A 22,267-nucleotide genomic window follows, 5' to 3' on the forward strand; every position below is an offset into this window, starting at 1 on the left:
ATAATTATTAATTCTTTTAAATTATCATGGATAAAAAAGAGATACTTCAAGCAATAGAAAAAAATCAAACCATTGAGAATGTGGATATTTCAGGGATTGATCTTAGTGGAACTGATCTTACGGGAGGTAGGTTTGAGAATGTTTGCTTTAAAGGTGCTAATTTAAGGGGAGTAAAGATACGTAAAACAGGGTTTAGAAATTGTGATTTTCAAGGAGCTATTTTAGATGAAGTAGATTTTACTCAGGTTGATCTGAGAAAAATGAATTTTCAAAATGCTAGCCTAAAGCAAATAAAATTCCATATGACTTTGTTGCAAGATACAGATATGAGAGGGGCCAATTGCTCTGGAAGTATTTTTAGTTGGCTGCCTATGCAAAGAGTAAAGTTGGATAGGGCAAATCTCTCAAATATTAAATTTGAAAAGGTGATAATGGGAAAAGCAAGTCTTAAAGGAGCAGACTTTTCAGGTTCTAGACTAACAAAAGTAACATTTAATGGAGCTAATCTTAAGGGTGCTATTTTTAAAGGCGTTAGTTTTTTAAAAATTTTATTTCGTGAATGTGATTTGGAAAATCAAGATTTTAGAAATATTAATTTCCAGCAAGTAAACGCTGATAGTTCAAATCTTCAAGGTGCAATTTTTTCTGGCGCTAATATTACCATGAGTAACTTTCAAAATGCTAATCTTAAAAAAGCAATTTTTGATAAAGCAGTAGGTGAACATGTTATGTTTATGTCCGCAGATCTTAGAAAGGCTCAAATGCAGTCCAGTTGTATTCCTAAGTCTTATTTTGGACAGGCAAAACTATCAGAAGCTGATTTTAGTAAAGCGGATCTTACTAATTGTGTATTTGAAGGAGCTGATTGTAAGTTGACTGTGTTTAAGGAAGCACGTTGTCAATATGCAGATTTTTCATACGCAGATTTAAGAGGAGCAGATTTTACAAAAGCTAATCTTGTTTTGGCCAGAATGCATTTGACTGTTGAAGAAAATACTAAGTGGGAGGGTGCTTTAAAAACTCCTATCAGAGGGGTAGATAAAGAACAGGCAGAAGCAGAAAAATGGGAACCAAATATTTAAATAAAAAAAATAAAAAGTGATTGTAAGATGAAAATATTGAAAGATAAAAAACAATCTCTTTTATTCAGTCCATTAGGTATAAAAGGTACCATGTATATGGTATGTACTGTTTTGCTTTTTTTTGATTTAGACGATCCAGATACTCTTTGTACAGAGCAAGAATTATGGCAAACTATACCACCTTTGCTAGGGAAGGGAAATGTTTTGGACATGAGCATGCCTAAACCACGAGGTGAATTTATTGTAATAGGCAAGTGTTTTACTCCTAGAGGAATTCCTGAACCCGCATCTCAAGTGTCTGTACGTGTTGGTAATATAAAAAAAACTCTTTTTGTTTTTGGAAATAGATATTGGAAAAAGAGTTTAGGTGGTAAAGTCATTACTGATCCAGAGCCTTTTAAAGAAATGCCAATTACTTGGCAAAATGCTTTTGGGGGCAAAAAATATAAAAAAAATCCTCTTGGAAAGGGGATTGATCCTGTTGTTTTGCCTAATGGTAAAGAGGTTATACCTCTTCCCAATATTGAAGATCCAAAACATCTTATTGGTTCTCCTCTAGACAGGCCCGCCCCTATGAGTTTTGGGCCAATAGATCTTATGTGGCCTCAGCGTTTTAAAAAACAAGGCACATATGATGAAAAATGGCTTAAAGAAAGATGGCCTTATTTTCCTGATGATATGAATTATGAGTTTTTTAATTGTGCCTCTGAAGATCAGTTTTTCCCAAAGTTTTTCAAAGGAGATGAATCCATTGAAATTGTTAATATGAATCCTGATATCCCGGTTTTAAAATCTCGACTTCCAGGGATAAGGGCTAGGTGTTTTGTTACAAAAAAGAAAAAGATTGACGCTCCTCCAGAGGAGGATAGTTTTGTTGAAGTTGAGATGCATAGAGATACAGTATGGTTATTTCCTGAAATACGAAGAGGTATTCTTATTTTTCGAGGAACAACAGAAATTCAAGATGATGAATATGGCGATATAAGATGGATTTTTCTCAAAAATGAACAATTATCAGAGGAACCAAAACCGATTGAATATTATTTAGAAGAGCAAAAAAAACGGCTTGAACGGGGCGTTCCTATAGATACGGCTCCTTTTGAAGCAGCAAACCAAAAAATTGCTAAGGCTATAAAACGATTTAAATTTCTTCCTAAAGAAATTGAAGAAAAAAAATTAAAAATGATGGGTAAAAGACCCAAGATGCGCTATTCAGTGGACGAAATAGCAGAAAAGTCAATAAGTGATATAGAACAAAAAAGGGTTCTTTTGGATACGTTGGAAGCTAAAGCCAAGGAAATGCATGCCAAATGGGGGCATTTAGTAAAAATCCCTCTTGAGAAATTTGGGCAAATTAGAAATCATCTGGATACAATGAAAAAAAAGGTGCTTAAAACTGCTTCTCGAGTAAAAGAGATGCAGAAAGAGGCAAGTAAACAAAATGAAAAGGCAGCGAAAAATATAGCTCAATCAATTAGAGATAATGTACCTGAAGATTTGCTTAAACAAACAGGAGTGGATCCAGATAATTTGATTCCTGAAGAAAAAAGAGAACCATGGCCAGGAAGAGGTTTTCCTCTTGTGATTCAATGGCGTAAAAATCTTGAACGAAATAGAGAAGTTCAGGATAAGTTGAGAAAAATTGGATTTGAAAAAAGAACTCTTAAAAGGGCTTGGCTAGGTATAAATAATGATCAAAAAATAGAAGATCCTGAGTGTTGGGGACTTGAATCAAAAGATGAAGAAAAAATAACAATACCCTCTGGTCTTGTTATTCCTCATTTTAGAGAAGCAACTCTTGTGCGTTTTTGGGTAAGACCTGATGAATATAATGATCCAAGCAATGATTTCCTTATGCCTGGATCAGATAGAGAGCCTTTATTTTTATCTGCTATTGATGATGAAGCTCCTATTATTAGAGTAGCTGATGAATTAGAAGCATGGCTTGTGGAACAAGAAGTAGGAGATGCTTGTTCAGTGGTAGTTCTAAGAGAGCCAGATGAAGAGCTTCCTGATGAAGTTAAGGAAGATATGGAAAAAGCACTTTGTTTTTTGGTGGTAGTTCCCAAAGATTTTCCTGAGGATAAATGGGATAAGTGGAAAAAAGTGTATCCAGATGCTATTAGATTATATTTACCAAAAGGAGAAAATATTTTTGATTTAGTAAAAGAGAATATTGATATTAGAAAATGGATTATGGATGCTTTGCCTTTGGAATTTGCAAAGGCACATTACTTAGAGCCTCTTTTGCTTGAGTCTGAAAAACCACCATCTCTTTCAGAAGGTTTTAAACTTCCGATGTTAAATGTTAAAGACATAGTTAATAATTTAATGAAAGAAATAAAAGCTTCTTATGAGCCAAAAATTAAGGAATTGGAACTAAGCAAAATAGAAACAGAAAAAAAGATTAAAGATTCAGTTGTGGAGCAATTAGGAAAAGGTGCAGATAAGCTCGTTTCAAAAACAACAAAGCCTCCCAGTTTTGTTCAATCTAGCAAAAATATCGCTAAAAGTATTAATAAACAAAAAAATGAACTAAGTTCCAAAGGATGTCTAACTCCTGAGATTGAGAAAAAAATGGATTCTGCCACTCAAAAGGTTCTGCAGATGGGAGAAGAAGCAGAGGAAAAATATAAACAAGCAAAAACAAAAGCTGAAGCAGCTAAAGAAAAGTTAAACAAGCTTAAAGCTGGAGAAGTACCAGAGGAACTTAAGAAAAAATTTGAAAAGGCTGGAATTGATCCTAAACAATTAAAAAAGCTTACCAGAGAAGAAGTTATTGAAAAATATCAAAAAAATCGCTCTCTTAAAGGAGCTATTCTTTCAGATCTTGATCTTTCAGGTCTTGATTTTGAAGGAATAGATCTCACAAATGCTCAATGTCGAAAAACAAAATTTTGTAATTGTAATTTAAAAGGAGCTATATTTAATCAAACTCTTGCTAACGAGGCAGATTTTAGCGGAGCATTGCTGACAGAAGCAAATATGAAAAAAAGTGTATTTATAAAGGCAAAATTTAAAGAAACTATACTAAGAAATGCAAATATTTCGCAGGGGATATTTACAGAAGCAGATTTGGAAAAGACAGATTTTACTAATTCTGTTTTAAAAATGAGCGTGTTTCAAAAAGCAAATATGAAAAAAATTCAATTTTCAGATGTATATGCATACATGTGTGTATTTACAGGTGCTGATCTAAGTGAAGTGGATTGTAAAAAGAGTAGACTTGAAAAGTGTCTTTTTAAGAAAACTTTGTTAAATAGAACAGATTTTTCCAAAGCATCATTTAATTCCACTTTATTTTACGAAGCCTTAGGAGAGCAAGTAAAGTTTATTGGTGCTGATTTAAGTAAGGCAAGAATGGGTAAGAATGCTCAATTTTCTGGAGCAGATTTTAGAAATATTAAAATGCATCAAGGATGTTTTAGAGATTCAAATCTTTCAGACGCTTTGTTTCAGGGAAGTGAAATAGAAATGAGCATTTTTGAAGGCTGTGATCTTACAAAAACAGATTTTTATAGGGTAAAAGCTAAAAAAACCAGATTTATTAAATCTAATTTAGAAAGTGCTGATATGCGCGGTATAAATCTTTTTTTAGGTTCTCTTAGAAAAACAAGAATTGTAAATACTGATCTTAGGGGAGCTAATCTTTATGGAGTTGATTTTTATAAATCGATAATGGGAGATACAAAGCTAGATGACTCAAATATTAAAAAGACTCTTATTGAAAAAAATTCTGAAATTTTGAAAAGTTGTTGTAAAAGTAGTTAATATGAGCTTAAAAAGTTTATTTAAATATAAAAAGATAGGGCTCAATAAGGAGGTACTTAAGTGGCATATTTAAAGGATAAAAAATATTCTTTTATCTCCAGGGCTCTGGAAAAAGATACTTTTGGTGTGGTGGAGTTTAAAGGTGAAGAAGGGTTAAGTAAGATTTACCGGTTTGAGATAACTTTGATTACAGATAGGTTAGATATTGATTTAAGTAGTGTTGTGCAGCATAGAGGAAAATTTATTATTCATAGAGATGGTGGAGATGATGTTAGTTTTAATGGTATTATATCCAATTTTGAGCAACTGCAAAAGATTAATGAATATGTGTTTTATAGAGCCATTTTAGTCCCTAAATTATGGTATTTAACTCTTACTCATCACAATCAAGTGTTTCTTAATAAAAATGTGCAAGAGATTTTGAAATTGGTATTAGAGGATGCTGGGCTTACAGAAGTAGACTATGAATTTCGCTTACAAGAAGAGTATAAACCTTTGGAGTATGTTTGTCAGTATGGAGAAAGCCATTTTGATTTTATCAGTAGATGGTGTGAACGAGAAGGTATATATTATTTTTTTGAACAAGGAGATGAAAAAGAAAAGGTAATATTTACAGATACTTTTATATCACATACTGAAAATCCCAAAGGGAAGAGAGTAATATATTCACCTCCATCAGGACTTGGAGCAGGACATAGAAATGAAATAGTGCAAGGGTTTATATGTAGATATAATACATTGCCTAAAAAAGTTTTATTAAGAGATTATAATTATAGAAAGCCTTCGTTAGAAGTTGTAGGAAGTGCAGAAATAGATCCAAAAGGTATAGGAGACGTATATTATTATGGAGATCACTTTAGAACTCCACAAGAAGGAAATCGTCTTGCTCAGATAAGAGCAGAAGAGCTTTTGTGCAGAAGAGAGGAATTTATAGGAGATAGTACGGTTCCTTATTTACAACCTGGTTATATTTTTGAGCTAGAAAATCATTATCGTAAAAATTTTAATCAGCGTTATCTTACCATTGAACTAAGCCATGAAGGTAGCCAAACAGGTTATTTGGTAAGTGGGATTCAAGATGATCTCTCAGATCGTGAAAAACAGGTATTTTATAGGAATAATTTTACAGCAATTCCTGCAAATGTACAATTTCGTCCTAAGAGAATGACAAAAAATCCCAAAATAGTTGGCACGTTAAATGCCAGAATAGATGCATCTGGGAGTGGCAAATATGCAGAGCTAGATGAAGAAGGTAGATATAAAGTGATATTGCCTTTTGATATATCGGGCAGAAAAGATGGTAAGGCCTCAGCATGGATAAGGATGTTGCAACCTTATGCAGGAAATAACCATGGCATGCATTTTCCTTTACATAAGGGCACAGAGGTTCTTTTAACCTTTATAGATGGCAATCCAGATCGCCCAGTAATCGCAGGAGCTGTGCCCAATCCTGAGACCCCTTCTCTTGTAACAGCAGAGAATCAAACTACTTGTCAAATTACCACTGGCGGGGGCAATACAATTCATATGGAGGATCAAGAAGGAAAACAAAGGATATTATTTCACAGCCCTACTGCTAATACTTCTATTAGGCTTGGAGCTTCTGGAAATCCATTTAAGGATTTGGAAAATAATGTTATAAAACAATATAAAGCAGTTGAAGGGGTTTTAAAAAATAGTGGTGGAGATGGAGATGATGACAAGGATAAAGATTATGAAGATGTCTGGGGTAAAGTGCTGGCAGAAAGAGATGGACTTAAAATAGATACTGGCGCAAGTTTAGAGATGAGGGTCGGCGGAGTAAAAGCAGAAGTAGTAGGAGGATCAGATACATCAATAGTTATTGGAAATTCTAATGATGTATTGTTAGGTGGAAAGGTAGATATTCATGTTCCTGAAAAATGGATTTATGAAAAAAGTAAGGTAGAGAGTACGGTTAAAGAAGTGAAGTTAAAAATAAAAAAAGTTACACAAATTCAAAATAATATAAATATGATACAAAACAAAATAAATATTATTCAGGAAAAAAAAGAAATAAATGAAAAATCTATTAGCAATATTGGTACTGAAACAAAAATAGCTAAGGCCAAAGAAGAAATTGTTAAAGAAATGTATAGTATGTTTGATGTTCTTTCTAAAAAAATAAAGGAAGAAATAAAACGTGTAGAAACTAGATTTAAGCAAGTAAAACAAGAAATTAATGAAATAGAAACAGAAATTTCTGATACAAAGAAAAAAATATCAAAAGTTGAAAAAAATATATTTAAGTTTAGTGATCAAATTATAGACGGAGGTAAAAAGATTTCAGAAATAGGCACTTATATTCAAAAAACAGAAAAGATAGATATAAATAAAGCTGGAAATATGATAGCACAAGCAGGTCAAATAATAGCAAAGGCTAGTAGCTCTATATTTTTAAATTAACTCCTATAGGATTATGTATAAAGCGAGTAGATACTGTTTATACTATAATAAAGGGTGATTGGTTGTGAGAGTTATAAAAGATATTCATCATGGTTTACTTTTAAATCGATTTGAAATTGAGAATAAGTGTTATTTGGTTATAAGTATTCTTATCTTTTTTGACTTTGATAAGCCAAATTATCCTTTAAGTGAACAAGAAATGTGGAAATTTGTTCAATCTTATTTGGGGAAAGAAGCTATTCTTGACTCTGGAATGCCCAAGATAAAAGGAGAAATAATCGTTTATGGTAGTTGTTTTCCTCCAGAAGGGACTGCTAAGGTATCAACAGTTGGCTTTGGTATAAAAGGAATTAGAAAAAAGTTGGCTGTATTTGGAGATCGTTTTTGGGAGAGAAAGGGTGGTATTAGTATTATTAGTGAGCCTAAGCCCTTTAAAGAAATGCCTATTACTTGGGACAGGGCTTTTGGTGGAAAAGAGTATAAAATGAATCCATTAGGAAAGGGTATAGATCCTGTTATTCTTCCTAATGGTAGAGAGATAGTTCCTTTACCTAATTTAGAAGACCCTGATCATTTAATAGGATCGCCAGCAGATAGACCAAATCCTATTTGCTTTGCCCCCATTGATATGATGTGGCCTCAGCGTTTTAAAAAGCAAGGGACTTATGATAAAAAATGGCTTAGAGAAAGATGGCCCTTTTATCCTGAGGACATGGACTGGAGTTTTTTTAATTGTGCATCGGAGGATCAACAAAGGGATGGTTTTTTTAGAGGGGGAGAGGAGTTTTTTATTGAGAACATGCATCCTGAGAGGCCCAAAATAGTCTCCCAAATTCCTGCTCTTAGACAGAAATGTTTTGTTAATAAACTTAAAGACTTAGATAATCCAGAAGGAGAGACTTTATTTCAAGAAGTAGAAACCAAAATAGATACCCTTATTTTATTTCCTCATGCGTTAAAAGGTATTGCTCTTTGGAGAGGCACTGTAGAAGTGTTAGATGATGAGGCGCTTGATGTGCTTCATATATTTGTTGCTACAGAGAATTTATTGGATAATGCTAAGGATATAGATTATTATTATAAAATTTTTCAAAAAAAGCGAAAAGGAGAAATAGATGATCTTCCTGAGGTTCAGGAAGCAGAAGTCATGCTTAAAAAAGCTGAAAAGGAATTGGAAATAGCCAAAAAAGAGCTAAAAGAACTGCCTAAAAAAATAAATGATTCAATTTTAAGAGGGCTTGGAGAAAGGCCAAAGCAATCTTTTACTCCTAATGAAATAATAAAATCAGCTTTAGAAAACATAGAAAACTCAGAGCAATTTTTTGGAAAGACAGAGTTGGACTTGCAAGGACTTAGAGAGGAATTTGGGCATATAGTTAAGATTGAATCAATAAATATGAAAAATACTATGCAAGAAAATATAGGAAAAATTAAAGAAACGGTAAAAACTTTTGGACAAGAACTTAATGCTATAAATAAAAATGTGCAAGCCTCAAAAGAGGAAATTAAGTCAAAATTTGAAGCTGGTTTAAAAGGAGGAATAAAAGATAAGATAGTTGAAATAAAGGATTTTTTAGATTTTCTTGATAAAAAAGAAGATCCGTGGCTTTTATCAGGAATGGAGTTTTTACAAGAATGTCGTCTTCAGCTTCTTAAAGATAAAGAAAAGATGGAGATTCTGACTAAAATAGGTTTTTCTGACTATACTGTAAAGTGGGCATGGTTGGGTTTTAATCAAAAAGACCGACAATATAAGGGTAGTTTATGGGGGCTTGACCAAGAGGAGATTTTTATACCTAAAGGTTTGGTCATACCTTATTTTGAAAAGGACACTCTTAAAAAACTTGTTATAAGGCCAGATATAATACCAGATAATTCAAAAGATGTTTTAGTCCCTGGTTCTAAAGAAAAAAATTATCTGCTTTCAACTGCAGTAGTAGAAGGCATTGTAGTTGTGGTAAAGGAAGAATTTGAAGCATTGCTTTTACATCAGGAAATTTGGGATATAGCTTTGGTGGTTGTTATTAGTAATCCTAAAGAAGAGGTGGATAAAAATACTGAGTCTTTGCTTCAACAGGCGTCTTGTATTTTGATCCCTGAATATTCAGTAGACTATATTCAGGCATGTAAAGAAAAATTTTCACAATTAGATTCTATTGTAATGCCAGACAAAATTAATAATATTATTTTAATGAAATCTAAAAATATAGACCTTCGGAAATGGTTTTTGAGCGTGATAAGACCAGATATAAAGAAAGAACTTATTGATTTAGCCAAAGCAGAGAATATTAATCTTGAAGAAGAATTTTTATTTAGCTTTGATTTAGTATCTAAAAGAGTTAACAATGTTATAAAAAAAGATACAAATACAGAAAAAATTGAAGAATTAAAAAATTTAAAAAATGAAATAATTGCTAATATAAAAGATAAACTTAGAAAAATTGGCGTGTCTGATAAAACTTTAGAAGATATTACTAAAGACTCAGAAGAAAGTAAAAAATCCTCAGAAGAGTTTATTTTTTCTGCTAGAGAAAAATTAAGTCATATTATCAAAAAAACTAAAATGAAATTAGAATCTTCAGGTTTTTTAACAGAAAATTCTAAAAAAATTCTAGAAGAAATAGAAAATACTCATTTAAATGCATTACAAAATGCACAGGTAAAACTACAAGACGCAAAGCAAAAAATTCAAAATACTGAAGAGTTATTTTCTAAAACAGATTATAAACCTAATTGGGCTAAGGAATTGATAGCAGATAATATAAAGTTAAAAGAATATTATGAAAAACTCACTAGAGAAAAAGTCATTGAACTTTATAATAAAGGTGAAAGCTTTGCAGGAAAAGACATTTCTGGTGTAGATTTATCTAGACTTCATTTAGATGGTGCAGATTTTAGTTCATCTTTGCTTGAAGGTACAATTTTTAAAGAATCATCTCTTAATAATGCAAATTTTAGTAAAGCAATCGCTAGTAATACAGATTTTTCAAATGCATCTTTGGAAAATGCCAATTTGGAAAAAGGTATTTTTGATAATGCAAAATTTATAAATGCTAATCTTAGAGGAGCTAATCTTAGAGAGGTGTTTGCAGAAAAAGCAGATTTTGAAGGAGCAGATATTTCTAAGGCAGATCTTCAAGGAATATCTTTTATTGAGGCAAAATTAAAAGGGATTAAGGGAAAAGAGATTAAAGCTGATGGTGGAGTATTTTTGCAAGTTGAGGCCTCAAAAGGAATATTTACTGGTGCTGATTTTAAAAAAGCTTTATTTTCTAAGGCATCATTAGAAGAAAGTGATTTTTCTGAAAGTAAAGTTTGCTCTACTATATTTACAGAGGTAAAGGCAAATAAGACAAAGTTTATTAAAGCAGACCTTTATAATAGTAGAATTATTAATAAATCTGATTTTTCAGAATCAGATTTTGTGGGAGCAAAGGCAAATAGATCTTGTTGGATGAAGTCAAAGTTATCTGATTCTGATTTTAAAGGTAGTTTGCTTGATCAAACATTGGTTCAGGAGTGTGATGTTTCTAGAAGTTCTTTGAGAGGTGTATGCGCTAAGAAAGCTCGTTTTGAAAGGTCTGATTTTTCAAAATCAGATATGGAGGGAATAAATCTCTTTCAAGGTTCGCTTCGGAAAGCAAGACTTAATAATACAAATTTAAAAAAGGCAAACCTTTATGGAGTAGAATTTTATAAAACAAAGGTAAAAAATATAAATTTAGAAAATACAAACCTTAAAAAAACAAAACTTGAAGGAAGAGAGCAGACTATCCATGACTAGAGAAGAACTTCTTGAAGCTATAAAAAGAGATGAGACTATAGAAAATCAAGATTTACGAGGTATGGATTTACGAGGTCTTGATTTTACTGGGGTTAGATTTGAGAATGTGGATTTTAGTGGTGCTGATTTAAGAGATTGTAAGATCAAGAAGACTGGTTTTAATGGATGTAAATTTCAGGATACTATAATGGAAGGAGCTGATCTTACTGAAGTGATTTGGATAGAGATAGATTTAAGTGGAGTTAAGTTGAATAATGCAGTACTTAGTGAAGCTGTATTGATTGAGGTAAAACTTAAAGGAGCTGAATTAAGATTTGGAAATTTGAAGAATATAATTATAAATGATTCAGATTTGGAAGGGATAGATTTAGAAAATAGTAATCTTTCCAGAGCAGTATTAACTAGGGTTAATTTAAAGGGTGCTAATTTAAGTGGAACTGATCTTTCTCACACTATTTTTACTCAGGTTGATTTTCAAAATACTGTACTTAGAGGGGCTAAAATATTTAAAACTTTTATGCGAGATTCTTTTTTGCAAGGACAAGACTTTAGTGGATGTAAGTTTATAATGGCTCAAGTAGGTGGTTCTGATTTAAAAGGTTGTAACTTTAAAAAGGCTGATATTTCTCAATCGAATTTTTTAAATGCTAATTTGGAAGAGGTAAACTTTGAAAATACCACAGCTAGGCGAACTGTGTTTATGGGAGCAAAGTTAGAGCGAGCAATATTTAGAAAGGCTGATCTTTTTCAGGCATGTTTTGATGAAGGAGTAGTTACTCTAGTTGATTTTTCTGATGCTAATTTAGAGCAATCAAGATTTGTTTGTGCTAAATGTGTTTCTACTTCTTTTAAAGGTGCTAATTGTTCCTATGTGGATTTTTCATATGCTAATTTAAAGTCTGCAGATTTATCGTTTGCCAATCTTTATTGGGCTAAGATGCATAAAACAGAAGTGGATGGAGTGGTTTGGGATAAATCCATAGGACGTTCATCTATAAGGTGGACAGATAAGGATTTGGCAGAAGCAGAAAATTGGAAATCAAGTTTAAATATAGATTAAATTCACTCCTAAAACAAACAAGCAATAAAAGGAGTTATTTATGGAGAGTATAGCAAAAATAATGGATAACACAGAATCAATATCAATGATGGAAGCAGGTAAGATAATAGAAGTAAAAGGAGAAATTTTTTCTGTAATTACTTCTTTTGGATATTTTAAGGCTAAAAAAGCTGAAACTTGTCTTATTACTCCAATGAAAGGAGATAAGGTTTTATTGTATGCTGATGGCACAGAACCTGCTTATATTTTGGCTATACTTGAACGCAGTAAAGAATCGTTTTCTCCAAGAGAAGTTGCTTTTGAAGGTTCTGTTGAAATAGTTTCTAAAAAAGGGAATCTTAATATACGGTCTATGGAAAATATTAAAATTTTATCTTCAAATGAAGTTTTAATTAGTTCTGAAGATTTTAATCTCAGTGCTCGAAGAGGAAATTTTTTACTGAACCACTTTAAGTTTTTAGGTAATATATTTGAGGCAAAAGTGCAAAAAATAAAGGCAATGGCAGATAGCGTGGATTCAATATTTAAGAGAATGGTTCAAAGATTGAAATCTTCTTATCGTTATATAACAGGGCATGAAGAGGTACAGGCAAAATCTATGAGAACTTTAGTTGATGAAGCAATGATAGTTCAAACAAAAAATACAATTCATAGAGCTAAAGAGAATATTAAGATAGATGCCTCTCAGATTCACATGGGTTAAAAAAGGAGGTTTGTAGATGTTTCTTTTGTCCACAGAGGGTGGGAAAAATGTTGGCACTCCAGATGTATGCAACACTCCTGCTGCTGCAGGTGCACCTGTTCCAACTCCTTATGTAAATATTTCAGATTGTGCTACAAGCAATCCTTCCACAGTTGCTCAAAGTGTTTTTGCTTCAGGAATGCCTTCTGTAAATTTAAGCACAGAGATACCTCTTAGTAATGGTGATGAAGCAGGTACTCAAATGGGAGTGGTTTCAGGTGAAATTATGGGTCTTACTCGTTTTCAATCAGGAAGCACAAAAGTATTTATTGAGGGTTCTCCAGCTCAAAGATTAACGAGTTCTACTGGGCAAAACGGTAGTAATATGAATTGCTTAGGGACTACAGTTGCTCCAGGTCAGACTATTGTGATGATACTTAGTTAACTTTTACTTTGATAATCAACAAGATGACTTTTTGCCCTCATTTAAGGAGTTTTTAGGTATTTATTTGCAAACCTATTTTTAGGAGGAGTAATGGATAATCTGGCAAGAAATTTAGATATCTCTTATGTGGCTATGGAATATGGAAAGGTCGTTTCTCTTAAAGAAGAGGCTTATCTAGTTAGGACTGATTTTGGAGAAGTAGTGTCAGAAAAGGCAGTAAGTTGCTTGGTTCAGCCTCAGGAGGGAGATGTGGTTTTACTTACTGTAGGTAGTAAAGGTGAATCCTTTATTTTGTCTGTTTTAAAGAGAAAAAATGAAAAAAAACAAAAAACAGAAATTGCTTTTAAAGGTAATGTGAGTTTTAATATAAAAGATGGAGAATTTTCTTTAGCTGCTGATAAAAACATTTCTTTAGCTACAAATGAGAATATGATGTTGGCTTCAGATAAAATTTCAGTTCATGCCAATAAAGGAGAGGCATCTATAGAAAAGTTTTCCTTTATTGGAAATTTTTTTCATACCCAAGTGAAGCGATTTAAAATGGTAGCTATTTCTGTAGAGAATATATGTCGCAGATTTACCCAAAGAGTAAAAGATTCTTTTCGTTTTGTAGAAGATTTAGATGAAGTCCAAACCGGCTCAGCTAGATACCTTGTGAAAGATACACTTACCATGCAATCTAAAGATGCAGTTCACATGGCAGAGGAGATTGTTACCATAAATGCAGAACAGATTCATTTAGGATAATTGAAGAAATTACACAAAGTGTTTCCAAAGGATAAACCCGAAAAAAAGGAGAAAATATTATGTTTATGCTTAGTATGGGAGCAGGAATGGATCTGGGGTTTCCAGATGTTTGCCTGACTCCTTCAGTTAATGGCACTGTAAGCATACCATATCCAGATATGGCTATGACTGCTACAAGTACTCCAGCAGCTTATAATGTGTTGGTAGATTGTATGCCTGTAGTCAATCAACTATCTATGGGACTTATGAGTAATGGAGATGAGGGTGGTGTAATGGGCGGTGTTTCTTCTCATCTTATTGATGGACAAGCTACTTATAAAGTTGGTTGTTTTACTATTTTAGTAGATGGAATGCCAGCACAAAGGCTTACTAGTGTTACAGGACAAAATTCTTTGGGTATGTCTCCTAATGCTCCAGGTTTATGTCTTCTTCCTAGCCAAGTAACAGTGTTGACGTTGGGTTAATTTTTTAATCATAAATTTGAAAGATAAGGTGATTTTATTGGTGGTAAAAGTGGCTTCAATTCGGTTTGATTTAAGATAGTGTTTTTATTTTTAAAATATCAAGTAGAATTGAAAGGGATAATATATTTTGACCAAAGGAGAATAAAATGCAAAATGAAAGACGTTTTGCATTTGTATCACTTGATTTTCCTGCAGATACTTTTCAAGTTGTAAGATTTAATGGAGAACAAGGTTTATCTAAGTGGTATAAATTCGAAATAGAACTAATTTCAAGGGAAAAAAATTTAAATTTAGAGAACATATTACAAAGCCTAGTTCAATTTAAGATTTTTAGAAAAGATAGTGTTGTTTTATATAATGGTATCTTAGAAGAATTTGATCAACTTCATTTTTATGGAGAATATACTTTTTATAGGGCAGTTCTTGTGCCAAGGCTTTGGTGGTTGTCTCAAATTTATCATAATCAAGTTTTTTTAAATAAAAATGTTCCCGAGATTTTAAAAAAGATTTTAAAAGATGGCGGATTACTAGACATAGATTTTGAATTTAGGGTGCAAGAAGATTATGAATCACTGGAATATGTGTGTCAGTATAATGAAACACATCTTAATTTTTTCCAACGTTGGTTAGCAAGAGAGGGTATGTATTATTTTTTTGAGCAAGGGGAAAGTAGTGAAAAATTAATTATTACAGATACTATGATGGGGCATAATGTTTTTTCAGAAGGAAGTGAGTTAACTTATGCTCAACCTTCTGGGCTTGACAATATTCATAGAGAAGAAGTGGTTCATGGGTTTTATTGTAAACAAAAAAGAATGCCCCAAAAATTACGTTTAAGAAATTATGATTATGAAAAACCTTCAAGTGTTTTAGAAGGAGAATATGAAATTACTGAAAATGGATGGGGTACGATTTATCAATATGGAGAACATTTTAAGAATACAAGCGAGGGTAAGCGTTTAGCAAAAATTAAGGCTGAAGCGTTAAAATGTAGGGAGAAAATTTTTAAAGGTCAAAGCACAGTACCATATATAAGGCCAGGATATTTTTTTGATTTAAAAAATCATTATAGAGAAGATTTTAATAAGCGCTATTTAGTAATAAATACTTATCATGAAGGATCACAAGCAGCTTATTTAATAAATGGGCTATCTATTGATTTAAGAGGAGTTGAAAAAGAGAATTATTATAGAAATGAATTTGAAGCTATAGATGCTGGATTACAGTTTAGGTCAGAGGAATATAAAGAAAAACCAAAATTTTATGGTTTTTTAAATGCTAAAATAGATGCAGAGGGAAGTGGAGAATATGCTGAAATTGATGACCAAGGAAGATATAAAGTTGTTTTACCATTTGATATTTCAGGAGCAGAGGAAGGGAAAAGATCTGCTCCTTTAAGAATGATGCAGCCATATGCTGGCCAAAGAGAAGGAATGTATTTTCCTTTAAGAAAAGGTACAGAAGTCTTATTGGCTTTTATTGATGGAGATCCAGATAGACCTGTAATAGCAGGCGCTGTACCTAATATAGAGACTCCTAGTATAGTTAATAAGGAAAATAATATACTTGGTGGAGTAAAAACTGCAGGAGGAAATCAGTTAAGTTTTTGTGACAGAGATGGCCATAAATGTGTTTCTATTTCAACTCCTTCTCCTTCAATAAAAAAGGATGAGGTTGTTAAAGAGAAGGCAGCTATATTATGTCGTTCTGATTTTTTTGGTGAAGAAATTTTAACTAAATCATGGGATTTAACTAGTTTAACAGGAAATAGTCAGTTTGATATTACTTTTCAAAGAGGAGCGGTAGGTTCTTTTATAGATTTAGTGTGTTTTCCCTTGTTACAGGTTAGTCTAGGTATGCTTGTAAACGAAAAAATAAATGCTATTTTAAAAGGACAGCGTTTAAATGGAGCTGATAACATAGAAGATGCAAAATCTTTGACTTCGGATATTTTAATGCGAACTATTGTTCCTTTTTATCTTACAGTATTTTCTTATTTAGCAAAAGATACTTTAAAAAAATCTAAATTAAGAGTTAAATTGCCATATGGAGTTTCAGAACGCATAACATTTTCTTTTAAAGAAGCTCTTGTTGCAAAGTTAATTAGAAGTAGTAAATTGGCAATATTTAATATAGATAATGAAAAAAGAATGTTAACTGCTCCTGTTTTTCCAACTGCATATGGGATTACATTGTTGTCTTCTTGTCCTCGTCATGCAGAAGGATTAATGGGAAAAGTTAAAAATTTTGTTAAAGATAGTACAAGACCAACAAACATTAATACAGTTAAATTAGAAGAAAGTACGCCAAATATTTTATTATGTGCTAAAAAAGGAGTCATAGATGTATTGGCAGATGATGGGATTAATATGTGGACGCCTGAAAATATTTCAATGAATGCGCAAAATATTTTTACTTATACAACTAAAAATATAACAAATACAGCTCATGGGGATATTATTTTAAACAGAGTGGATAAAGTTGATAAATATAAAGAGTCTTATTTGACTCTTTTAGAAAAAGAAATTTCTTTGACTCAAAAAAATGGAGTGAAGGGAGTACAAAATGCTATAGATATGTATTTTTCTGAGAATAAGAAAGGTCGTATGGAAATTTTTTCTCGAGGAGAAATAAATATATCTACAAATTATTCTACAGAACCTGATTTAAAAGTGGACTTTATTAAACTTGGAAAAGGAAATCTTGGTATAGAAGTAAATAAATCTATAACAAACAAGGCAGAAGATACCATAAAGTTAGTAGCTAAAAAGAATATTGAGCTAAAATGTGGAGATTCTTCTTTAATTTTAAAAAAAGATGGTTCAATAGTATTAAAATGTAAGAAGTTCACTGTTCGTTCTTCAAATAGTATCGCAATGAGAGCTAAAGGTACACTTAAAATAAGAGGTAAAAATACAACTATTAAAAGTAATACAAAAATATCATGATAAATAAAAATATAGATAATACATTTTTTTTACTTGAAAGGACTTTAAGTAGGGGAAAGGATAATTGGTGGGTAGGAACTTTTTTAGCTGGTTATCATATTGATGAGGATAAATTTATTTTAGGAGAAGAGATATGGAGTTTGGTGGCTGACTTTTGTCAAAAAGCACCTTTAGACAATGGAATGCCTAAGTTAAAAGGAGAATATTTATGTTATGGAAGGTTCTCTTCTTTTTTAAAAGATAAAGAAAAAGTTTATATAAAGGTAGATAATAAAGAGAAAAAGTTGGAAGGAGATTTATTTCCTAGTGAAATAGATTTTTTTAAAAACAGAGATAAATTAGGGACATATGATAGTAACTATATAAAAAAGTATTGGCCAGCCTATCCACCTGATATGCAATTAGAGATATTTAATTTAGCACCATTAGATCAACGTATTTCTGGTTTTTGGACAGGAAGTGAAGAAATTGTTATTAAAAATGGTCATCCTACCAAAAGGGAAATAAAATTTAAATTGCCAGGTAAAGAATTGGAGTGTTATTTTTTATTGAAAAATAATGAAATAAAAAAAATAAATATAAATTTAGATACACTTATATTTTTCCCAGAAAAATTTTTGGTAGTTTTAGTTTATAGAGTAGTTTATAAGTTAAAATATAAGTTAGAAATAGAAGATGAAGTAGATGTTATATACTTTAATGAAATCCAAGAAAATAACAAAAAAATAAAAGAGGAGTTATTGTGTTTAAAAAAGGCAGAAGATGTTTTCAATAAAAATATAGTTGAAAAGCAAATAGACTTCTCTAAAATAGAACCAGAAGTTAAATCTGATTTAAATAGTAATTTGAAAAAAATATCTTCTGATGAAGTTGAGAAAATTTTGAAAAATGATAAAGAATTTTATAATATTTATTTAGTGGGAATAGATTTTTCTAATAAAATTTTAAAGGGAGTTAGATTTGAAAAATGTGTTTTAGATGATTGTTTGTTTTTAAATTCAAGTTTACAAGATATTAGTTTTAAGAATAGTATTGCTAGTAAATTAACTTTTAAAGATAGTAAGTTAAATAATATCAATATAGATAATTCAATATTTGAATATTCTTTTTTTAAGATAGATTTGAATAATTTTTTTATAAGTAATTCAGTCTTTAAGAATTTAAATCTTAAATTATCTAATATAGAAAATGGATTTATTGAAAAAATAAGATTAAATAACATAAATATAACAGATAGCGTAATAAAAGATATAGAATTTATAGAGTCTAGCTTTGAAGATGTTGAATTTAATAAAAACAAATTATTTTATATAAATGTTGAAGAAAGTATATTCTCAAATGTTAACCTAAATCAGTGTAAAGGTGAAAAAAATATTTTAATACAAAATAAATTTAATAATTTGCAATTAAATGATTCTATAATAACTGATTGTGATTTTTCTAATTCTTTCTTTCAAAAATGTATTTTTATAAATTCAAATCTAAATGGTTCTTGTTTAGAAGGTTGCACAATAAGAGATTTAAAATGCAACGATATTATTTTAGATGCTAGTTATGGTGATGACAAAACTATTTTAAAAGATGTTGTAGTTTTAAAATCTAGTATACAGGAAGTTTCTTTTATATCTTCTGAGTTTATAAATTGTCATTTTGAAAACTGTAATATAAATAATTCGGTTTTTAGTAAATCAAAATTTAAAAATAATATTTTCTTAAAAAATTGCATGAAAGAAATTAGATTTGATTTATGTAAATTTATTGATTCAAAGATAAAAATATGTGATTGCATGAGGTCAGATTTTTATAATTGTTTTTTAGATAATGTTTCCTTTGAATTAAACAATATGTTTGAAAGTAATTTATTTAATCTGAATCATAACAAATTTTTTATAAAAAAATGTAATTTAGGTAGAACTGTTTATGAAAAAAATTAAAGATATAGACGAATTAATTAATTTAAGAAAAAAAAATAAAGAATTATGTGATTTATTATTATCAAATTTAGAGTTTGTAAATTTTGATTTCTCAGATTTGATATTAAAAAATGTTCATTTTATAGACTGTACTATTAAATCTACTTCTTTTAATAATAGTATTTTAGAACAAGTTCTTTTTAAAAATTGCTTGTTAGAAAATGTTGTTTGTTCTGAGTCTACATTATTAAATATAACTTTTGAAAAAATAAAAGTCATTGATTCTATATTTAACGAAAGTACAATAGAAAAAACTTTATTTGTTAAATCTGTTTTTAAAGATAGTAACTTATCTTTTTCTTTTTTTAAAGATTCTAACTTATTTTCTTCTGATTTTGAAAAAATAAATTTTAGGTCATCAATATTTCAAGATACTCTTATAGAAGAGAATGATTTTAAATATTGTAATTTTTTAGAAGCTGATTTAGAAAAAATAGACCTTTCTTCTAACAATTTTTTGTATTCAGATTTTAAATTAGCTAGTTTGATTGGAGTGAACATGTCAAAATTAGATTTAAGCACATGTTTTTTTGTTGATGTTGATTTTAGACAAGCTGTTTTGCATAAGGTAAATTTTCAAGGATGTTGCTTAAAGCAAGCAGATTGTAGAGAAATAGAGGCACAAAATGTAGTTTTTAAAAATATTAAAGCAGAGGCTGCTGATTTTAGTAAAGCAATATTAAAGAATTCTATATTTGATAAGTCTTTTTTAGAAAAATCTTTTTTTGAAGAGGCTAATTTGGAAAAGGCTAGTTTTCAAAGTGTTGAAGCCTCAGAAAGCATTTTTGTTAAAGCTAGGTGTATAGAAACAAATTTCAAAAAGAGTGTTTTACGTTATGTAGATTTTTCTCATGCTGATATAAGACGTTCAAACTTTTCAAGTACAAATTTACAGGGAAGCAACTTTCATAGAGTAAATGATGAAAAAACAAGTTGGTTTAGAGCAAATATGGAAAAAGTAAAAAAAACAGACAGAGAACTTATGAAAGCTGAAGATTGGAAAATTAAAGAGTAAAGGGGGATTGTTTAGTTATGTTTGCTTCTACTAAGCAAGGTGGAATATGTCAGGGAGCTCCAGATGTATGTAAAACTCCATCTCCTTCTGGGACTGTACCTATGGCTTATGTAAATATTGCTATGTGTAATCAAGCGAAAGGAAATACTTGTTCTAAAAAAGTCAAAATTTGTGGGAAGGTAGCTTTAAGTAAAAAAACAGTTATAGCCCAATCTTCAGGAAATGAGCCTGGAAGTGGGGGAGGAATAGTTTCAAGTAAGATAAAAGGCCCGGCAAAGTATGCCACTTGTAGTCAAAAGGTAAAAATAGAAGGACAACCAGCAGTTTATTTTGGTTGTAGTGTATTACAAAACGGAGATAATCCTAATGTTTATGGAGGATCTCAAATTGCTCCAAGTCAAACTAAAGTTATGATTATGGAATAGGAGTTTATTATGTTTGATGTTAGTGTCCTTAATAAGCAGAAATTCGAAGAAGGAATGGTTTTAAAACAAGAAAGTGATTCAGAATTTTTAATACAAACAGATAATGGCATTTATAGAGCTTATTTAACTCCAGGATGCTTTTTAGTTCCAAATGTATATGATAAAGTGATTTTATTTCATGGTTCAGAGTCTTATATTGTACATGTGTTAAGTCATGAATCTGTTGAAAAAAAATTAAATATTCCTTATATTAATTATAGTATAAAAAATGATATTGTTTCTATAAAGTGTAAAAATTTAGAAATAGAATCTGAGGATATAAATATAAGATCTTTTAAGAAATTATATCTGGTGGCTAATATTATTGAACAAAAAGGAAAAAATTTGTTCTTAAAGTTTGAGAAAATAGAATTTCATGTGAAAGAACTATTAAAGTTTTTAGAAAGTAGTGTAGAGTGGATAAGTAAATTTAAAATTACAAATGCGAAAAGAATAAAATATCTTGTTTCTAACTTATTATGGATAAAATCCAAAAATTTAATAATGTTAGCAAGGCAAAAGGTAAAGATAGATGGAGATAAAATTAACTTAGGATAATAAGAGCATAAAAAGGAGTATTTATGTCTTCAAAAGTTTATTTTACTATGTTAAACAAAGATGAGGATAAGGCTAAGGAAATATTTTTAACATTAAAAAATTATGGATTAGATGTAGAAGGTCATTTTTGGAAAGATGATTTACAAAATATGAGCTGGGCATCTTCTAAGAATGATCTTACTAGTGGAAAATATAAAGCATGGATTATTTGTGGTAATGAAAGTGATTTTAAAGTTAAATCTACTTTACAAGGATTAACTCTGCTTCTTTTAGCTAAAAAAGAAGACTTAAATGTAATTGTATTGATTAAAAGTAGTGATGTAGATAAGTTTAAAAAAGAATTGCCCTTTATTTGGCAAAATATAAATTTTGTATCCTTAGACTCTTCTTTTGCTACTAAAGTAGTGGCAAAAATTCATCTTCCTTTTAAAAAACTATCTTTGCCCTATGAAATTAAACCGTATGCTGTTCCTGGTTTGGGTTTATGGTTAGAAATTAATCCTGCTAATGAGGAGTGGGATGGTGTTTTGATTGGCGCGAGAAATGCTAAAATAAAACATATGGGTATTGGTCAACCTGGCAAGTTGCCAGAAAAAAGTATTTTAGAATATCCTGTAAGAGATTTAAAGTTAGAAGTAGATGAAAAAGAATTTGTATGTTGGGCTGTTCAAAATAAAATTGATAAGAATAATGTAGCATTTATTAATTTTGACGGAGTGCCAGAAGAATTGGCGTTGGGTCCGTGGAATAAGGAACAACCAACTGTTTATACTTTTTCTTTGTGTTGAGTTGTAAGATGAAAAAAGTGTTTTTTATTATATTTTTCGTTTTTATATTATGTTCTTGTGCA

Annotated in this window: 15 protein-coding genes; all 15 read left to right on the forward strand. The window is 30.6% G+C overall.

Annotated features, from left to right (window positions below):
• The first annotated feature begins 26 nt into the window (after nt 1-26).
• The 15 genes from BLP60_RS00860 (at nt 27) to BLP60_RS00930 (ending at nt 22,205) form a co-directional block, all read left to right on the forward strand.
• Nucleotides 27-1,082, forward strand: coding sequence for a pentapeptide repeat-containing protein (locus BLP60_RS00860; RefSeq protein ID WP_092061931.1), 1,056 nt, complete (start codon nt 27-29; stop codon nt 1,080-1,082).
• 27 nt (nt 1,083-1,109) lie between these two features.
• Nucleotides 1,110-4,853: a DUF2169 domain-containing protein gene (locus BLP60_RS00865; protein ID WP_092061934.1), complete on the forward strand. Its 3,744-nt coding sequence runs from the start codon at nt 1,110-1,112 to the stop codon at nt 4,851-4,853.
• Between the two features lie 60 nt (nt 4,854-4,913).
• A complete protein-coding gene (locus tag BLP60_RS00870; protein ID WP_092061937.1) occupies nt 4,914-7,277 on the forward strand; it encodes a type VI secretion system Vgr family protein in 2,364 nt (787 codons plus the stop codon).
• Between the two features lie 64 nt (nt 7,278-7,341).
• Complete coding sequence (locus tag BLP60_RS00875) at nt 7,342-11,061, forward strand: DUF2169 family type VI secretion system accessory protein (RefSeq protein WP_159427663.1); 3,720 nt, start codon at nt 7,342-7,344, stop codon at nt 11,059-11,061.
• Nucleotides 11,054-12,121: a pentapeptide repeat-containing protein gene (locus tag BLP60_RS00880; protein ID WP_092061944.1), complete on the forward strand. Its 1,068-nt coding sequence runs from the start codon at nt 11,054-11,056 to the stop codon at nt 12,119-12,121. Before BLP60_RS00875 ends, BLP60_RS00880 begins: the two co-directional genes overlap by 8 nt.
• A 40-nt stretch (nt 12,122-12,161) precedes the next feature.
• The gene (locus BLP60_RS00885; RefSeq protein WP_092061947.1) at nt 12,162-12,824 is read left to right on the forward strand and encodes a DUF3540 domain-containing protein; all 663 of its coding nucleotides are present in this window, start codon (nt 12,162-12,164) and stop codon (nt 12,822-12,824) included.
• Between the two features lie 16 nt (nt 12,825-12,840).
• Nucleotides 12,841-13,248: a DUF4150 domain-containing protein gene (locus BLP60_RS00890; RefSeq protein WP_092061950.1), complete on the forward strand. Its 408-nt coding sequence runs from the start codon at nt 12,841-12,843 to the stop codon at nt 13,246-13,248.
• A gap of 90 nt (nt 13,249-13,338) precedes the next feature.
• Nucleotides 13,339-13,995 (forward strand): DUF3540 domain-containing protein, encoded by a 657-nt coding sequence (locus BLP60_RS00895; protein WP_092061953.1) that lies wholly within the window; start codon nt 13,339-13,341, stop codon nt 13,993-13,995.
• A gap of 59 nt (nt 13,996-14,054) precedes the next feature.
• Entirely contained in the window at nt 14,055-14,459 is a 405-nt protein-coding gene (locus BLP60_RS00900; protein ID WP_092061956.1) for a DUF4150 domain-containing protein, read from the forward strand.
• Between the two features lie 146 nt (nt 14,460-14,605).
• Nucleotides 14,606-17,407 carry a type VI secretion system tip protein TssI/VgrG gene (tssI, locus tag BLP60_RS00905; RefSeq protein ID WP_092061959.1) on the forward strand — a complete coding sequence of 934 codons (2,802 nt, stop codon included), beginning with the start codon at nt 14,606-14,608 and terminating at the stop codon, nt 17,405-17,407.
• Nucleotides 17,404-19,341 carry a DUF2169 domain-containing protein gene (locus BLP60_RS00910; RefSeq protein ID WP_092061962.1) on the forward strand — a complete coding sequence of 646 codons (1,938 nt, stop codon included), beginning with the start codon at nt 17,404-17,406 and terminating at the stop codon, nt 19,339-19,341. Before tssI ends, BLP60_RS00910 begins: the two co-directional genes overlap by 4 nt.
• A complete protein-coding gene (locus BLP60_RS00915; protein WP_092061965.1) occupies nt 19,328-20,395 on the forward strand; it encodes a pentapeptide repeat-containing protein in 1,068 nt (355 codons plus the stop codon). The genes BLP60_RS00910 and BLP60_RS00915 overlap by 14 nt, the downstream gene beginning before the upstream one ends.
• Before the next feature lie 17 nt (nt 20,396-20,412).
• Nucleotides 20,413-20,820 (forward strand): DUF4150 domain-containing protein, encoded by a 408-nt coding sequence (locus BLP60_RS00920; protein WP_092061967.1) that lies wholly within the window; start codon nt 20,413-20,415, stop codon nt 20,818-20,820.
• Nucleotides 20,821-20,829: 9 nt separating this feature from the next.
• The gene (locus BLP60_RS00925) at nt 20,830-21,417 is read left to right on the forward strand and encodes a DUF3540 domain-containing protein (protein WP_092061970.1); all 588 of its coding nucleotides are present in this window, start codon (nt 20,830-20,832) and stop codon (nt 21,415-21,417) included.
• Between the two features lie 23 nt (nt 21,418-21,440).
• Nucleotides 21,441-22,205 carry a hypothetical protein gene (locus BLP60_RS00930; protein WP_092061973.1) on the forward strand — a complete coding sequence of 255 codons (765 nt, stop codon included), beginning with the start codon at nt 21,441-21,443 and terminating at the stop codon, nt 22,203-22,205.
• The last annotated feature ends 62 nt before the right edge of the window (nt 22,206-22,267 follow it).

It is taken from the genome of Desulfonauticus submarinus, from assembly GCF_900104045.1.
Classification (GTDB): Bacteria; Desulfobacterota; Desulfovibrionia; order Desulfovibrionales; family Desulfonatronovibrionaceae; genus Desulfonauticus; species Desulfonauticus submarinus.

What these genes read in the sequence shown, in the direction of transcription:
- BLP60_RS00880 (WP_092061944.1), top strand. Translation starts at nt 11,054, where the DNA reads ATGACTAGAGAAGAACTTCTTGAAGCTATAAAAAGAGATGAGACTATA.
- BLP60_RS00860 (WP_092061931.1), top strand. Translation starts at nt 27, where the DNA reads ATGGATAAAAAAGAGATACTTCAAGCAATAGAAAAAAATCAAACCATT.
- BLP60_RS00900 (WP_092061956.1), top strand. Translation starts at nt 14,055, where the DNA reads ATGTTTATGCTTAGTATGGGAGCAGGAATGGATCTGGGGTTTCCAGAT.
- BLP60_RS00865 (WP_092061934.1), top strand. Translation starts at nt 1,110, where the DNA reads ATGAAAATATTGAAAGATAAAAAACAATCTCTTTTATTCAGTCCATTA.
- BLP60_RS00910 (WP_092061962.1), top strand. Translation starts at nt 17,404, where the DNA reads ATGATAAATAAAAATATAGATAATACATTTTTTTTACTTGAAAGGACT.
- BLP60_RS00925 (WP_092061970.1), top strand. Translation starts at nt 20,830, where the DNA reads ATGTTTGATGTTAGTGTCCTTAATAAGCAGAAATTCGAAGAAGGAATG.
- BLP60_RS00920 (WP_092061967.1), top strand. Translation starts at nt 20,413, where the DNA reads ATGTTTGCTTCTACTAAGCAAGGTGGAATATGTCAGGGAGCTCCAGAT.
- BLP60_RS00930 (WP_092061973.1), top strand. Translation starts at nt 21,441, where the DNA reads ATGTCTTCAAAAGTTTATTTTACTATGTTAAACAAAGATGAGGATAAG.
- BLP60_RS00890 (WP_092061950.1), top strand. Translation starts at nt 12,841, where the DNA reads ATGTTTCTTTTGTCCACAGAGGGTGGGAAAAATGTTGGCACTCCAGAT.
- BLP60_RS00895 (WP_092061953.1), top strand. Translation starts at nt 13,339, where the DNA reads ATGGATAATCTGGCAAGAAATTTAGATATCTCTTATGTGGCTATGGAA.
- BLP60_RS00915 (WP_092061965.1), top strand. Translation starts at nt 19,328, where the DNA reads ATGAAAAAAATTAAAGATATAGACGAATTAATTAATTTAAGAAAAAAA.
- BLP60_RS00885 (WP_092061947.1), top strand. Translation starts at nt 12,162, where the DNA reads ATGGAGAGTATAGCAAAAATAATGGATAACACAGAATCAATATCAATG.
- tssI (WP_092061959.1), top strand. Translation starts at nt 14,606, where the DNA reads ATGCAAAATGAAAGACGTTTTGCATTTGTATCACTTGATTTTCCTGCA.